General features: G+C 63.4%; 15 protein-coding genes. 3 read left to right on the top strand and 12 right to left on the bottom strand.

Annotated features, from left to right (window positions below; genetic code table 11):
* Positions 1 to 14: 14 nt before the first annotated feature.
* The 5 genes from ACQ7C1_RS15860 to ACQ7C1_RS15880 form a co-directional block, all read right to left on the bottom strand.
* Positions 15 to 911, bottom strand: a complete 897-nt coding sequence (locus tag ACQ7C1_RS15860; protein WP_430958954.1) for an NUDIX hydrolase — start codon at positions 909 to 911, stop codon at positions 15 to 17.
* A gap of 129 nt (positions 912 to 1040) precedes the next feature.
* Positions 1041 to 1856, bottom strand: coding sequence for a 3-methyl-2-oxobutanoate hydroxymethyltransferase (locus ACQ7C1_RS15865; protein WP_430958955.1), 816 nt, complete (start codon positions 1854 to 1856; stop codon positions 1041 to 1043).
* Positions 1857 to 1881: 25 nt separating this feature from the next.
* Positions 1882 to 3108, bottom strand: a complete 1227-nt coding sequence (locus ACQ7C1_RS15870) for an NAD(P)/FAD-dependent oxidoreductase (protein WP_430958956.1) — start codon at positions 3106 to 3108, stop codon at positions 1882 to 1884.
* 11 nt (positions 3109 to 3119) lie between these two features.
* On the bottom strand, positions 3120 to 3434 hold the full coding sequence (locus tag ACQ7C1_RS15875) for a MocE family 2Fe-2S type ferredoxin (RefSeq protein WP_085781230.1): 315 nt from the start codon (positions 3432 to 3434) through the stop codon (positions 3120 to 3122).
* A gap of 22 nt (positions 3435 to 3456) precedes the next feature.
* Positions 3457 to 4545, bottom strand: coding sequence for a fatty acid desaturase family protein (locus ACQ7C1_RS15880; protein WP_430958957.1), 1089 nt, complete (start codon positions 4543 to 4545; stop codon positions 3457 to 3459).
* Positions 4546 to 4673: 128 nt separating this feature from the next.
* On the opposite strand from ACQ7C1_RS15880, the gene ACQ7C1_RS15885 reads away from it, so the two are divergent.
* Complete coding sequence (locus ACQ7C1_RS15885) at positions 4674 to 5702, top strand: LacI family DNA-binding transcriptional regulator (protein WP_430958958.1); 1029 nt, start codon at positions 4674 to 4676, stop codon at positions 5700 to 5702.
* Between the two features lie 162 nt (positions 5703 to 5864).
* On the top strand, positions 5865 to 6677 hold the full coding sequence (locus tag ACQ7C1_RS15890) for a TIM barrel protein (protein WP_430958959.1): 813 nt from the start codon (positions 5865 to 5867) through the stop codon (positions 6675 to 6677).
* A 58-nt stretch (positions 6678 to 6735) separates the two neighbouring features.
* Here the strand turns inward: ACQ7C1_RS15890 and cobM are convergent, their stop codons facing one another.
* Complete coding sequence (cobM, locus tag ACQ7C1_RS15895) at positions 6736 to 7494, bottom strand: precorrin-4 C(11)-methyltransferase (RefSeq protein WP_430958960.1); 759 nt, start codon at positions 7492 to 7494, stop codon at positions 6736 to 6738.
* A gap of 4 nt (positions 7495 to 7498) precedes the next feature.
* Entirely contained in the window at positions 7499 to 8731 is a 1233-nt protein-coding gene (gene cbiE, locus ACQ7C1_RS15900) for a precorrin-6y C5,15-methyltransferase (decarboxylating) subunit CbiE (protein WP_430958961.1), read from the bottom strand.
* Here cbiE and ACQ7C1_RS15905 point away from each other — a divergent pair.
* The gene (locus ACQ7C1_RS15905; protein ID WP_430958962.1) at positions 8730 to 9500 is read left to right on the top strand and encodes a cobalt-precorrin-6A reductase; all 771 of its coding nucleotides are present in this window, start codon (positions 8730 to 8732) and stop codon (positions 9498 to 9500) included. The two genes, cbiE and ACQ7C1_RS15905, sit on opposite strands and share 2 nt — an antisense overlap.
* Here ACQ7C1_RS15905 and ACQ7C1_RS15910 read toward each other — a convergent pair.
* From ACQ7C1_RS15910 to cobF, 5 genes are all read right to left on the bottom strand, one after another.
* Positions 9464 to 10228 (bottom strand): precorrin-3B C(17)-methyltransferase, encoded by a 765-nt coding sequence (locus ACQ7C1_RS15910; protein ID WP_430958963.1) that lies wholly within the window; start codon positions 10226 to 10228, stop codon positions 9464 to 9466. The genes ACQ7C1_RS15905 and ACQ7C1_RS15910 overlap by 37 nt on opposite strands.
* A complete protein-coding gene (locus ACQ7C1_RS15915; RefSeq protein WP_430958964.1) occupies positions 10225 to 10956 on the bottom strand; it encodes a precorrin-2 C(20)-methyltransferase in 732 nt (243 codons plus the stop codon). The genes ACQ7C1_RS15910 and ACQ7C1_RS15915 overlap by 4 nt, the downstream gene beginning before the upstream one ends.
* Positions 10953 to 11585 (bottom strand): precorrin-8X methylmutase, encoded by a 633-nt coding sequence (locus ACQ7C1_RS15920; RefSeq protein ID WP_430958965.1) that lies wholly within the window; start codon positions 11583 to 11585, stop codon positions 10953 to 10955. The genes ACQ7C1_RS15915 and ACQ7C1_RS15920 overlap by 4 nt, the downstream gene beginning before the upstream one ends.
* Before the next feature lie 2 nt (positions 11586 to 11587).
* Positions 11588 to 12967: a precorrin-3B synthase gene (gene cobG, locus ACQ7C1_RS15925; RefSeq protein ID WP_430958966.1), complete on the bottom strand. Its 1380-nt coding sequence runs from the start codon at positions 12965 to 12967 to the stop codon at positions 11588 to 11590.
* A gap of 63 nt (positions 12968 to 13030) precedes the next feature.
* Positions 13031 to 13795: a precorrin-6A synthase (deacetylating) gene (gene cobF / locus ACQ7C1_RS15930; RefSeq protein ID WP_430958967.1), complete on the bottom strand. Its 765-nt coding sequence runs from the start codon at positions 13793 to 13795 to the stop codon at positions 13031 to 13033.
* Positions 13796 to 13848 lie beyond the last annotated feature (53 nt).

The raw sequence follows: 13848 nt of genomic DNA on the forward strand, positions 1-13848 counted from the left end.
GCTGTGAGCATATGTCAATTGCGGGAGAGCGGTAATTTCGTTCCTGCGAGCGCCCGTTCTTCGAGCACGGTGTGGCGGAAGCGGAAGAGCTTGGCCGGCCGGCCGCCGGTTTCGCTTTCCGTTCCACCGGTTTCCTCGACCAGTTCCTGCTGTTCGATGAGGCGGCGGAAATTCTGTTTGTGCAGCGTCAGTCCGGCCAGGGCCTCGATCGTGCGCTGCAGCCGCAGAAGCGTAAAACTCTCCGGCATCAGTTCGAAGACGACAGGGCGGTATTTGATTTTGGCGCGCAGCCGGGCGATCCCAGTCGCCAGAATGCGGCGGTGATCGGCAAACATCGCTCGCCCAAGATTGGCTTCCGCCCCGCATCCGGCTTCAGCCACAAGGCCGGCTTCATAAAGCAGTTCGTAGCGCTGCAGGGCCAGATCCTCATTCCAGCCGCCGCCGTCGAGGCCGAAGGTGAAGTCGGCGCGGCGATGGCGATGGTCCTGCCGGGCCGGATCGGCATCCGCCCAGCTTTTCAGGCGTGCCACGATTTCATCCAGCACGGCCGGCCGGCCCTGCCGATGGTCTTCCCAGGGAAAATAGTCGTACCAGCCATGCCATCCGGGCCGGCCGGCGCCCGCCTGCTCGTTGACGAGGCCAAGATAGCTGATCGAGATCGTCCGCCCGCCAAGGATCTCGTTGTTCCGGTCGCGGTCGGCGAAGGTATAGAGTTGTTCGAGATAACCAACCGGGTGCTCGGTCTGCTCCTGCACCCATTCGCGCAGGCCCGATTGCAGGGTTCGATGGCCCATTTCGAATGGGCCCGACGGCAGCGCGTTGCCGGAGCGGATGGTCATGACGCGCGGCTCATCCCCCGTCACCGAGACGAGCACTGCAATCAGTTCCGCATGCGCAAAGCCGATCGTCACAGGGGCCGAATACTCCGTTCTAAATGAATCGAACGGATCATTCCTGCCACAGGCGGCGACGGAAGCCAATGCAACTTTCCCCCTCTCCCGCTGGGCCCCGCTGGGGAGAAGGGAGTCGCCGGGCAGGCGTCAGCGCTTGCCCGTCTCGTTGGTCAGCCGGTCGAGGAAAATCTTCAGTTCGGCCTCGTCGATACCGACGCAATGACGCCTTTCCGGATAGGCGCCGGTCCTTACGTCCTCGGCGAATTCGGTGAAGGCGGCGATGCGCTCGCGCTGCAGCCGATCATGTTCGGCGGCGAAGTTGCGATAGACCTTGGCATGGCGAGGATAGTGGTCGCGATTGGCGCCGAGCACGTCGTCGGCGAAGAGATATTGGGCGTCGCAGCCGCTGCCTGCCCCCATCGAGATCATCAGCATCGAGGTGTTGCTGCTGATGGCGGCGGCGACATCCCCCGGCACGACTTCGATTTCGGCGGCGAAGGCGCCGGCCTCTTCCAGCGCCTTGGTCTGCCGCCAGATCTCGGCCGCACTTGCCGCCGTCTTGCCGACCGCGCGGAAGCCGCCGGTCCAGGTGGCTTTCGAGGGGATCAGCCCGAGATGGCCGCAGACCGGGATGCCCTCGTCGCGCAGGCGCCGGATCGTCTGCAGGCTCGCGGCGCAATAGACCGCATCGCCGCCGGCCTTCAGCGCCGCAAAGGCGGCGCGCAGATAGTCTTCGGCCGAGACATGGTCGCCATATTCGAGACCCGGAATGGCAAAGGGCGTGGGGGCGATCTCGCGGAAGACCGGACCGAGCAGCGACGGCGGCACCGAGACGATGTCGATCCCGGCCTTTTCGGCGGCTTCGGCCTCGTCGAGCGAGGTGACGCGCAGCATGGTCAATTGACGCCTGCCCTTTTCCGCAAGCAGGTCGGCAACGGTTGCACGCTTATGTTTTTTCATCATCATTTCCTTTGAAAATATCGGGGGCTCAGGCGGCCAGAAGGGATTTCAGCTTGACGTTGCTTGATGTCAGCGCAGCCGGGTCTGGATGGGCGCCAGCCGCGATCAGCATTTCCGCAAGCCTGATGTCGCGCGCCACGGCATTGCCTGGTCCGATGCCGCTGGCGGCGACCAACCGGCCATCGGCGTCGAGGTGAAAGAGAATGAACGCGTCTGGGCCGAGGTCGCGGCGCAGATGCAGCACCGCCCCTTCGGCGAGGCCTGCTATCTGCAGCGTCATGTCATATTGATCCGACCAGAACCACGGCACGGATGAAACGGCTTCGCCGAGGCCGAGCATGTTGGCGGCGGCCAGCGTGCCCTGCTCCTGGGCATTGCGCCAGGATTCCAGCCTTACCCGCCGGCCACCATAGATCGGCAGCGGAAAGGAGCAGCAGTCGCCGGCGGCAAAAACATCAGGCGCCGAGGTCCGGAGATAGGTGTCGACGGCAATGCCGTTTTCGATTGCAAGTCCCGCCCTTTCGGCGATATCGACATTCGGCCGTGCGCCGATGCCGACGAGGGCGAGATCGGCCTCTACCACCTCGCCAGTCGATAGTTTGACGACGGCTTTCCCGCTTTCCTCGGTCAATGTCTCGATCGAGACGCCGCAGCGGATATCGACACCTTCGGCGCGGTGGCGTTCGGTGAGCAGATGGGCGATCTCCTCGGGCACGCCGCGTTTCAGTACGCGCTCCAGCCCCTCGATCACCGTGACGTCGGCGCCAAGCAGCCGCGCCGTCGCGGCAAGTTCCAGCCCGATGAAGCCGCCGCCGATAATGGCGATATGCCGCCCCGGCTTCATTGCTTCGCGCAGGGCGGCCGCATCGTCGTGGGTCCGAAGCAAACGGATATGCGGATTGCCTTCCGGGGCGCCGGGAAACGATCGGGCGGCCGCGCCCGTCGCCAGCAGAAGCTTGTCGTAGGAGAGCGCGGTGCCATCCGAAAGCATGACGGTCCGGGAGGCAGGATCGAAATCCCTGGCCTCAATGCCGGTCAGTAGCCGGATGGCGCTTTCGGCGTATTTTTCCGCAGCGGCGATGAATTTCGGGGCGCCGGCATCGGCGGCAGCGGCCTTGGAAAGCGGCGGCCGTTCATAAGGGTGGAGGGCTTCAGCGCCAACGAGCGTTATCTCGCCGGCAAAACCTTTTTCCCGCAGAGCGAAGGCGGCGCGGGCACCGCATTCGCCCGCACCGAGGATGATGAAATGAGCCACATCAGCCTCCCTCACACCGCGATGAAGACGGTATCGCCTTCGACCTTGACTGGATAGGTCCTGAGATTGACGCAGACCGGCGCACCCTTGGCTTCCCCCGTCTTGTAGTTGAAGCGGCCGTTATGTTTCGGGCATTCGATGATCTCATCCATGACAAGTCCGTCGGCGAGATGGATATGTTCATGCGTGCAGAGCCCGTCGGTGGCGAAGAATTCGTCGTCGGGGCTGCGGTAGACAGCGAAGGTGCGCCCGCCATGATCGAAGCGGATGACATCCTCTTCGTCGATCTCGTCCTTGCCGCAGACTTCGATCCAGTTTCCGCTCATCTTTAACTTTCCTCGATTGTGATTATTGCGCCGCCGGGGCGAGTTCGTTGTGGAATTCCTCGCGGTAGGGCCGCGCGGTGGCCGGCAGTTCCCGCTTCAGGAAATAATCCTCGTTGCGCAGCTGGCGCAGGAAAGCCGGGATCATCTCGCGGTAGCCCGACCAGATCGACCGGTTCGGCGCCGGCAGATCGTGCTTGATCATTGCGTGCAGCCGGGGCAGCGCGTGATAGGGCACCATCGGGAACATGTGATGTTCGACGTGGTAGTTCATGTTCCAATAAATGAAACGGCTGATCGGGTTCATATAGACCGTGCGGCTGTTCAGCCGGTGATCGATGACGTTGTCGGCTAGGCCGCCATGCTGCAGGAGCCCGGTCAGCACGTGGTGCCAGGCGCCGTAGAGGCGCGGCAGGCCGATCAGCATCAGCGGCAGGATCGAGCCGGTGGCGACCGCGACGGCGATCGTCGCCAGATAGATCGCCAGCCAGATACGGGCGAAGCGGATCGCCTTCGGCTGCTCCATCTCCGGAATGAAGGTCTTTTCCGCCGCGCTGATGATGCCGAAGGCGTTGCGCAGCATATCGACCATCGCATGCCAGACATCGAGGATGCCGAAGAAATTGAGGATCAGCCGGAAAAGGTCCGGCGGCCGCATGACGGCGATTTCCGGGTCGCGGCCGACGATGACCGTATCAGTATGATGGCGCGTATGGCTCCAGCGCCAGGTCACCGGATTGCGCATGATCATGAAGCAGGCGATCTGGTAGACGGCATCGTTCATCCAGCGCGTCTTGAAGGCGGTGCCATGGCCGCATTCGTGCCAGCGGCTGTCGGAGGCCGAGCCATAGAGCACGCCATAGGCGAGGAAGAAGGGCAGCGCGATCCAAGAACCCCAGAAATAGATGCCGAGACCGGCAAAGACGACCATGCTGCCGAGCCAGATGGCGGTGTCACGGATCGCCGGCGCATCGGAGCGCTGCATCAGCGCCTTCATCTCCTTGCGCGGAATCTCCGTGTGATACCATTCGGCAGCCGCCAGTCCCGTCTCCACCGCGGTGCGGCCGCTTTCCCCGAGCAGGTCGTAGTCACGCTTCTTTGTCTGGCTCGCCATTATCCGCCTCCTGTGTTGTTGTCGGGAGAATAGGTTGACTTTGGGCGACGCTCAATGCAGGCTTGATGTAATCTATCAAAAGCCATCATGAATGGCTCGCATCCGTGAGCGAATACATCAGGAATACCATGCGCCGCCCCACCATCTCCGATCTCGCCCGCGCCTCCGGCGTCAGCGTCGCCACCGTCGACCGCGTTCTCAACGCTCGTCATCGTGTGCGCGAGGAGACGGCGCGGCGGGTCTACGATGCGGCGCAGGAGATCGGTTATCACGCCGTTGGCCTAATCCGGCAGCGCGTCTTCGAAGATCTGCCGCAATACAAGCTCGCCTTTCTGCTGCAGAAGCCGACGCAGGCCTTCTATCAGACCTTCGCCCGCGAAATCGAAGCAGCGGCGCGCGCCGTCACCACCGCCCGTCTTCAGGTCCAGATCGAATACCCGTCTTCGACGACTCCTGCCGCCATCAACGAGAAGATCAAGTCGCTCGGCGCCCGCAACCAGGCCGTAGCCGTCGTCGGCCCCGACTACCCCGCGGTGACGACCGCTGTGGAGGAATTGAAGGAGCGCGGCATTCCCGTCTTCTCGCTGCTCTCCGATCTCGCCACCGGCGTGCGCGACGCCTATGTCGGCGTCAACAACCGCAAGGTGGGACGCACCGCCGCGTGGATGATTGCGCGCACGGCGCACAGGCCAGGCAAGGTCGCCTGTTTTGTCGGCAGTCATCGCTTCCACGGCCATGAACTGCGGGAGATCGGTTTCCGCTCCTATTTCCGGGAGAACGCGCCGGAATTCGATGTCGCCGAAACATTGATCAACCTGGAGACCGCCGAAATCACCCATGAGGCAACGCTGACGCTGCTGCAGAAACATCCCGACCTCGTCGGCCTTTATGTCTGCGGCGGCGGCATGGAGGGGGCAATTTCGGCGTTCCGTGAAGAGGGTGTCGGCGGCCGGATCGTGCTTGTCGTCAATGAGTTGACGCCGGAGAGCAAGGCTGGCCTCGCCGACGACATCGTCACCATGGTGGTCGCCACTCCTCTGCCCGCTCTCTGCAAGGAGCTTTTATCGCTGATGCTCGGCGCGATAGAGCACGGTGAGGCCGCCGTTCCCGGCCAATCCTTCCTGCCTTTCGATATCTATATTTCCGAGAATATCTAAAGAATGATGGAATTCTATCATTCCGCCTGAAATTCTTTCAGCAATGAAGGCGGGTGCCGGCGATGACGGATGGATTGCCCGGCAAATTGGGATAGAAATTCGCTCGCCCATTCACGAGTATCTCTCCGCTCATGTCGCGGAGACGAGGAGGATATATCCGTCATGACTTCGATCCGTTTTGCGCTTAACCATATGGCCGCGCCGTCCCTCGCTATTGATGATTTCTTCGCTCTGGCAAAGTCGCTCGGCATCGACTCTGTCGAGATCCGCAACGACCTTTCCGGCAATGCCATTCTCGACGGCAGCAAGCCCGAAGCGATCAGAGAAGCCGCCGCGCGTCACGGCCTGACGATCATTTCGATCAACGCCCTGCAGCGCTTCAACGAATGGAATGAAACCCGCGCCAGGGAAGCGCAGGAATTGATCGACTATGCCAGCGCATCGGGCGCCAAGGCGCTCGTCCTCGTTCCGAAGAACGACGGCACAGGCTGCGCCGACAGCGAACGCCAGGCGAATCTGCGCGAGGCTCTGTCCGCACTAAAGCCGATGCTGGATAAGGCCGGCATTATCGGCCTCGTCGAGCCGCTCGGTTTCGAGATCTGCTCGCTGCGCTCAAAGACCGAGGCGGCCGAGGCGATCAAGGAGCTCGGCGCGCAATCGACCTTCAAGCTCGTTCACGACACTTTCCACCATCACCTTGCCGGCGAAACCGCGACCTTCCCCGAACTGGCCGGTCTCGTGCATATTTCCGGCGTCAGCGATCCCTCGGTTTCCATTGCCGATATGCGTGACTCCCATCGCGTGCTCGTGGACGGCGACGACCGGCTCGACAATGCCGGGCAGATCAAGGCGCTGCTGCAGGCGGGCTATAAGGGTCCGTTCTCCTTCGAACCCTTTGCTGCGGAAGTTCATGCGGTCAAGGACCCGGCCGCTGCGCTGCGCGCCAGCATGGATTATCTGACCACGCGGGTCTGAGGCCCGACGCACGCTTCTCTTCACGATCGGCCGCCGGCGAGCGGTCGATCGTAAGCCACTATTCCCGGCTTCTGAATCGACGCTGATAGGCCGGATCATAGAGCGAGCTCTCGCGAAAATCTTCCGCCTCGAGCGACGGTCCGACGAAGATGATCGCCGTGCGTTCGATCGGTTCGGCCGCAACCTTTGCCTCGATATCGAACAGCGTACCGCGCAGGATGCGTTCGTCCGCCCAGGAGGCCTTGACAACGATGACGACCGGGCAATCGGCGCCGTAGAGCGGCGTCAGTTCCTCCACGACCTGCTTCAGCGCATGGATTGCCAGATGGATCGCGAGTGTGGCGCCCGTCGCGCCGAATTTCGCTAGCGTCTCGTCGTTCGGCATCGGCGAGGCGCGGCCGGAAAAGCGGGTGAGCACCAGGCTTTGGGCGACGGCCGGGATCGTCAGTTCTCGTCCGAGTGCCGCGGCCGCGGCCGCAAAGGCTGGAACGCCCGGTGTCATCGTATAGGCGATTCCGTGCTTCTGCAGCCGGCGCACCTGTTCGGCCACGGCACTCCAGACGGAGAGGTCGCCGGAGTGCAGCCGGGCGACATCCTGGCCGGCGGCAGCGGCGCGGAGATATTCCGCCTCGATCTCATCGAGCGACATCGGGGCAGTATCGATAATGCGCGCGCCAGGCGGGCAATATTGCAGCAGTTCCGGCGAGACGATCGAGCCGGCATAGAGGCAGACCGGGCAGCGGGCGACGAGATCGCGGCCACGCACTGTGATCAGATCCGCGGCGCCCGGCCCCGCTCCAATGAAATGCACCGTCATCCCGTTATCCTTTCGTCCAGCGCCATTGCGTCACCGGCATCGCCGGCCGCCAGCCGCTCATGCTGCCGAGCGGCGCGGCGCGCGATATTTCGATCCGCGTGAGGGAGCCTCCGCGTTTGCCATGTTCGCGGATCAATGCCGCCTCCATGTCAAGCGTCACGCCATTGGCGAGGAGCCGCCCTCCCCGCTTCAGCGCAGTGATGGCAGTGTCGATGACATCAGGTTCGCTGCCGCCGCCGCCGAGGAAGATCGCATCCGGTTCCGGCAGGCCTCTCAGCGCATCGGGCGCTGAACCCTCGACAACGGCCAGATGCGGCACGCCGAGGGCGGTTGCGTTGCGGGCAATCCGCGCCGCCCGCTCCGGCGATTGCTCGACGGCGATCGCCTTCAGCGATGGATCGGCCAGCATCCATTCGATGCCGACTGATCCCGAGCCGGCGCCGATATCCCAGAGCAGTTCGCCGTGACGTGGCGCAAGCGCCGAAAGCGTCATCGCCCGGATCTCCCGTTTGGTGATCTGACCGTCATGCTCGAACAAATCATCCTCGAGACCTGCGGCAAAAGGCAGGATGCGAGCCCCCTCCCCTGCCGTAACCTCGAGCGCGCAGACGTTCAGGGGATCGATGTCAGTGAGATCGAAATCCGACGCCACGGCGTGTCTCTGTCGTTCCCGCGCACCGCCCAACGCTTCGAGTACGGTAAGTCTCGACTGACCGAAGCCGATGGCGACAAGCAAGGCAGCGAGTTCGCCGGGTCCATTTTCATCAGAGGTCAGAGCAATGATGCGCCGCCCGGGGTGCAGATACGGTCGAACGAGGCCGAGCGGGCGCCCATGCAGCGAGATCGTCGTCACGTCCTGCTGCGGCCAGCCGAGCCGGGAGGCGGCAAGGCTGAAGGCCGAGGGCGCGGGAATGACGCGCATCTCTTCCGCCGCGACACGGCGGCAGAGGGTTGCGCCGACGCCATAGAGAAACGGATCGCCGGAGGCGAGCACGACGACAGGCGTGCCGCGCCGTTCAAGGACGGCATCGACCGAGCGCTCGAACGGGCTCTGCCAGGCAAGTTTTTCGCCCGATATCAGCGATGCGGCAAGCGCGTGGTGCCGCGCTCCGCCGAACACCGCCGGTGCGGTGGCGATCAGCCTCTTCGCCTCCTCACCCAGCCCTGCTGGACCATCTTCGCCGATGCCGATAATAGTCAGCCAGCGCTTGCTGCAAGTGGGAAAGACATCAGACATGGGAAGACTTCGCATCCTGATTCTCGGCGGCACGAGCGAAGCGCGCCTGCTCGCCGAAGCGCTCGCGGCGCGTGATGATTGCGATATTCTGCTGTCGCTGGCAGGACGTACCGAGAAACCGGCCGAGCAGCCTGTTCCGGTCCGTATTGGTGGTTTCGGCGGTGCCATGGCGCTGGCCGACTTTTTGAAAGCCGGGGGCTACGGGCTGCTGATCGACGCCACGCACCCTTTCGCCGAACGAATTTCCGAAAACGCCGCCATCGCGTCCGCGGCCGCCCCTCTCGCTGCGATCGCTCTGCGCCGCCCCGAATGGCAAAGCCTGCCGGGCGATCGCTGGCGGGACGTGCAGAGCATCCCGGCGGCCATCGCGGCACTCGGCCAATCTCCCCGCCATGTCTTCCTGGCGACGGGCCGGCAGGGCGCTCACCATGCGGAAGCGGCGCCGCAACATCACTATCTCATCCGCAGCGTCGACCCCGCCGAACGGCCGCTTAGGCTTGCGAATGTCGACTACATCCTCGATCGCGGCCCCTTCACGCTGGAAAGCGAATGCACTTTGCTGAGGCGGCATCATATCGATGTCATCATTGCCAAGAACAGCGGCGGCACCGCCACCTATGCGAAGATCGAGGCGGCGCGCCTGCTCGGCATCGAGGTGATGATGGTGGCGCGCGCGCCGTCGCCGATCATCACATCGGTCGAAACCGTCGAAGCGGCGCTTGCGGCGGTCGATCACCTCTTTCCTCCCGCCATGAAGCGCGGCGTGTAGACCAGGTCGGGCTTGCCGGAACGCGCGACGATCCGCGTTTCGGCGGAGCCGATGATGATGCAGGTCGCCATATCGGCGATCGATGCATCCGCTTGCGATAGCGGCTGCACCGCGATGTGCTCGTTTGCCCGCCCGGCCGCGCGCCCGAAAATCACCGGGGTTGTTGCCGGCAGATGGTCGCGCAGCAGCTTGAAAGCCTCGCCGAGTTGCCACGGCCGCGCCCGGCTGATCGGATTATAGAGCGCGATGACGAAGCCCGCCTTTGCCGCCAGTTCAAGCCGTGTTTCGATGATGTTCCAAGGCTTTAGGTTATCTGATAGCGATATTGCGCAGAAATCGTGCCCAAGCGGCGCCCCGGCTCTTGCTGCCACCGCCAGCATCGCCGTGACGCCGGGAAGCACGGTGAGATCGACGGCGCGCCACGCCGCCGGCCCGTTCTCGATCGCCTCGCAGACGGCAGCAGCCATGGCGAAGACACCGGGATCGCCGCCGGAGACGATGCAGACATTGGCGCCATCCGCTGCCATGGAAAGCGCCGTCCCTGCCCTGTCGAGCTCCTCGCGATTGTCCGACGCATGCCGCAGCTGATCGGAGCGGAGCTGCAACCGGTCAAGATAAGGTCCGTAGCCGAAGAAATCCGTCGCCGCATCGACGGCGGCCAGCGCTTCCGGCGTCATCTGCTCGGGATTGCCGGGACCGGTGCCGATGACGAAAAGCCCGCCACTCATCGGCTGCCCTCCCAGCCCGGCACCAGCACGAGCGAGAAATAGGGCGCATCGCCGTCGCTCCTGTCGGCAAGCTTTTCCATCGCCGCGTTCGCCATGGTGCCGCGCTCGACATAGAGGGCGTCCGCAAGCCGGCCGGCTGCCGAAAGCGCCCGGCGGATTTTCGGCAGATTGCGGCCGACCTTCATGATGACCGCAGCTTGCGTATCGACAAGGCGCCGCGTCAGTTCGCCCTCGGCCATCGTACCGGGCAGTACGGAAAGCACGTCGTCGCCCTGGACAATCGGCATGCCGGCCAGCGACCAGCAGCCCGACATGGCGCTGATGCCGGGGATCACTTCGGTGGGGTAGTGCGTGGAAAGCCTGACATGCAGGTGCATATAGGAGCCGTAGAAGAGCGGGTCGCCTTCGCTGAGAACGGCGACAGTCCGCCCGGCGTCGAGATGCCCGGCGATGTCTCTTGCAGACCGGTCGTAGAACTCGGTGATCAGGCTCTGATAGCGTTCGTCATTCTTGTCGATCTCGGTGGTGACGGGATAGTAGAGCGGCAGCAGAGTGACCCAAGGTTTCAGCAGCGGCTCGACGATCGCCTTGCCGTTACCGCCCCTGCCCTGCTTGGCAAAGTAAGCGATGACATCCGCGCGTTCGATGGCGCGCACGGCCTTGAGGGTCAGAAGCTCGGGATCGCCGGGACCCGTGCCGACGCCGATGAGACGGCCTGGGGTCGTCATAGGCCCGGCCTCGCCAGCGCATTAATGGCGGCAGCCGTCATGGCGCTGCCGCCGAGCCGGCCGCGCACGATGGCGAAGGGAACGCCATAGGAATTTTCTGCCAGTGCATCCTTCGATTCGGCTGCGCCAACGAACCCGACGGGCATGCCGAGGATCGCCGCGGGTTTCGGGGCGCCGTCGCGCAGGAGTTCGAGCAGATGGAAGAGCGCGGTCGGCGCGTTACCGATCGCGACAATGCTCCCGCCGAGCCGATCGAGCCAGAGATGCATGGCGGCGGCCGAGCGTGTATTGCCGATCTCGCGTGCGAGCTCCGGCGTTGCGGGATCGCGCAACGTGCAGATCACCTCGTTCAGCGCCGGCAGCCGCGCCCGCGTGACGCCATGCGACACCATTTCCGCATCGCAGAAGATCGGCGCGCCGGCCTTCAGCGCATCGCGTGCGGTGCTGACGAAACCGGTGGAAAAGAGGAAATTCTTCGCCGCTTCCACGAGCCCGCAAGCATGAATCATGCGAACGGCAATTTCAGCCTCGTCTTCGGTGAAAGGCGAAAGATCGGCCTCGGCGCGGATGATCGCAAAGGAACGCTCGTAGATCGCGTCGCCGCTGCGGATGTAATCGTAGTCTGGCATTGCTATTCCTGTCGCGGCGCCTTCGAAACGCTGGTTGCGCCAAGCCGTGTAAGGCAGGCGGCGGCCGATTCGCCAGCGTTCCTGTTGTCTTCGATGGACTGGGCGAGCCTCTCTATAGCGAAATCGATCCGACCGCCAGCGATCCGTTCATCCGGCAGATCTGAAGCAAGCCCGTTGAGAATGAGACCGAAACCATCCGCCGATCCGGTCAGCGTCAGCGCCGGCCCGGCATGGGCGCAGCCTTTCGAACAGCCGGAGAAATGGATCGTCAGAGATCCGTCGAAGAGAACGGGTGCTGCGGTAATGAGGCGGTGCGCCAGGGATCTCGTCTCGTAAAAAGCGGAGCCGCAGGCGCCGGCGCCAGCGCAGGCAGCGACATATTCGCTTTTCTCGCCGGGTTGCACGGTGAAGCCATGTTTGCTCGAAGTTATCTGCAGAGCCGGCGCGGCCCCTGCCGGAAAGCCGGTGAAGAAGAAGCCGCGGCCGGGCGCAAGTCGGATGGCTGTTGCGCCGTGAGCTGTTGCGTCGTCGAGCAGGGCGGTCAAATCGGGGGCCTGCATTTGGCCGAATTCCGGCCGCACACCAAGCACGTGTTTTCCGTCCTTCAGCCGGTGCAAGCCGGAAAGCGGCGTCTGTTTTTGATGTGACCGAAGAAATCGGATGATGTCCATAGCGGGAAAGCGCGCCCGCAGAAGGGCCGGATCGATATCCCTCGCTCGCAGGCTCTGCCTGACCGCCAGCAGATCGAGAATTTCGCCAACGGCCGATATCGCCGCTTCTGCTGCACCCTTCGCCACAGGCGTTGCCGTCTCGCCATCGCCGTTGATCGCTACGAGCCATTGTGCGCCGGGCTGTGCGACGATACGGATATCGGCCGAGAGCGCCGATAAACCGAACGCTCCGCCGCCGTCGATAATGAGGGAGAGTTTTGGCGCGAGCCGCGGCGAGGCGAGCAGCTGTGCGAGCTTGCTGCGCAAGGTCTTTTCCAGTGCTGCCGGATCGCTTGTCTCCTCAGGATCGATACCGTGCAGTGGCGATAGTTCGATTGCCGGCCCGTCCGGCACGGCGATCCCGGCGGCATCGATATCGGCGGCGAACCGCTGGACGGTTTCAGCCCGCAGTCCGCGGATCTGCAGGTTGCCGCGGGCGGTGATTTCCAAGATGCCGTTTCCATGCTCTGCAGCCGAGCGGGCAAGCGCTGAGAATTGCGCTAGCGTCAAGGCGCCACCGGCCGGACGCAGCCTTACGAGCAAACCATCGCCAGTCGGCATCGGTGCGGCAAGGGCCGGGCAGGCGCCGCGCGGGCGTGGCTTCGCTGTCGGCCGATCATCGAGATCCGCCTCGCCTGTCCTGTCGATTGCCTTGGCGGCCTTCGTGCCCATTCTCAATCCTCTGATCATCTCTTACATGATCGCGGCCAGTGCGGCAAAACATGACGGCGACGGCTATTCCTCGAAGTCGCGTCCCTTACGCAGCAGATATATGTCCATGATCCAGCCGTGCCGCTGTCTCGCCTCGGTCCGGAGCGCCTGAATGTCGGACGCGATGTCTGCGAGCTGTCCCGACCGGATGATTTCGTCCGCGGTGCCGAGATAGGCGCCCCAGAAGATCTCGGCGTCAGGATCGTCGATCTTCGTAAAAGCCTGTTCGCCATCGAGCATGATGACCGCGCTGCCGCCTCGAAATCCATCCCGCGCCAGCCGCCGCCCGGTGGTGATCTCAACCGGCTTGCCGACGAGGTTGAGCGGGATTTTGTGGCTGGCGGCCAGAGCCTGGATACTGGTGATGCCTGGAACGACGCAGTAATCGAAATCAATGCTGTTTGCTTTCCGCACGCGTTCGATGATGCGGATCGTGCTGTCGTAAAGACTGGGATCACCCCAGACGAGAAAGGCGCCGGTGCCGCCGTCCGGGAGGCCCGAGATCAATTCTCCATAGATATTGGCGATCTCGCCGTGCCAGGCATCGACGCTTTGCGAGTAGCTTCTGTCTGCGGTCTGTCTTTCCGGTAGCTCGAATTCCGCGATCCGGACAGCTGGCCGAGTGATATAGAGCTCGCAGATCTCCCGCCTGATCTCGGCGAGCTCTTCCTTGCCGGCGCCCTTGAGCGGCAGGAAGATCACGTCGGCAGCGTTCATGGCGTTGATCGCCTGTATGGTGACGTGTTCTGGATTGCCCGTGCCGATTCCAATTATATTGATATGCTTCAAGCGGATCTTCCCCGTGAGTCCAAGCGGTCTTGCCCAAAAACACGGCCGCCCGC

It is taken from the genome of Rhizobium sp. Nf11,1, from assembly GCF_050587665.1.
Classification (GTDB): Bacteria; Pseudomonadota; Alphaproteobacteria; order Rhizobiales; family Rhizobiaceae; genus Rhizobium.

Coding starts and splice junctions, on each gene's coding strand:
- ACQ7C1_RS15865 (WP_430958955.1), bottom strand. CDS start 1,856: ATGATGAAAAAACATAAGCGTGCAACCGTTGCCGACCTGCTTGCGGAA.
- ACQ7C1_RS15875 (WP_085781230.1), bottom strand. CDS start 3,434: ATGAGCGGAAACTGGATCGAAGTCTGCGGCAAGGACGAGATCGACGAA.
- ACQ7C1_RS15880 (WP_430958957.1), bottom strand. CDS start 4,545: ATGGCGAGCCAGACAAAGAAGCGTGACTACGACCTGCTCGGGGAAAGC.
- ACQ7C1_RS15885 (WP_430958958.1), top strand. CDS start 4,674: ATGCGCCGCCCCACCATCTCCGATCTCGCCCGCGCCTCCGGCGTCAGC.
- ACQ7C1_RS15890 (WP_430958959.1), top strand. CDS start 5,865: ATGACTTCGATCCGTTTTGCGCTTAACCATATGGCCGCGCCGTCCCTC.
- cobM (WP_430958960.1), bottom strand. CDS start 7,494: ATGACGGTGCATTTCATTGGAGCGGGGCCGGGCGCCGCGGATCTGATC.
- ACQ7C1_RS15905 (WP_430958962.1), top strand. CDS start 8,730: ATGGGAAGACTTCGCATCCTGATTCTCGGCGGCACGAGCGAAGCGCGC.
- cbiE (WP_430958961.1), bottom strand. CDS start 8,731: ATGTCTGATGTCTTTCCCACTTGCAGCAAGCGCTGGCTGACTATTATC.
- ACQ7C1_RS15910 (WP_430958963.1), bottom strand. CDS start 10,228: ATGAGTGGCGGGCTTTTCGTCATCGGCACCGGTCCCGGCAATCCCGAG.
- ACQ7C1_RS15915 (WP_430958964.1), bottom strand. CDS start 10,956: ATGACGACCCCAGGCCGTCTCATCGGCGTCGGCACGGGTCCCGGCGAT.
- ACQ7C1_RS15920 (WP_430958965.1), bottom strand. CDS start 11,585: ATGCCAGACTACGATTACATCCGCAGCGGCGACGCGATCTACGAGCGT.
- cobG (WP_430958966.1), bottom strand. CDS start 12,967: ATGGGCACGAAGGCCGCCAAGGCAATCGACAGGACAGGCGAGGCGGAT.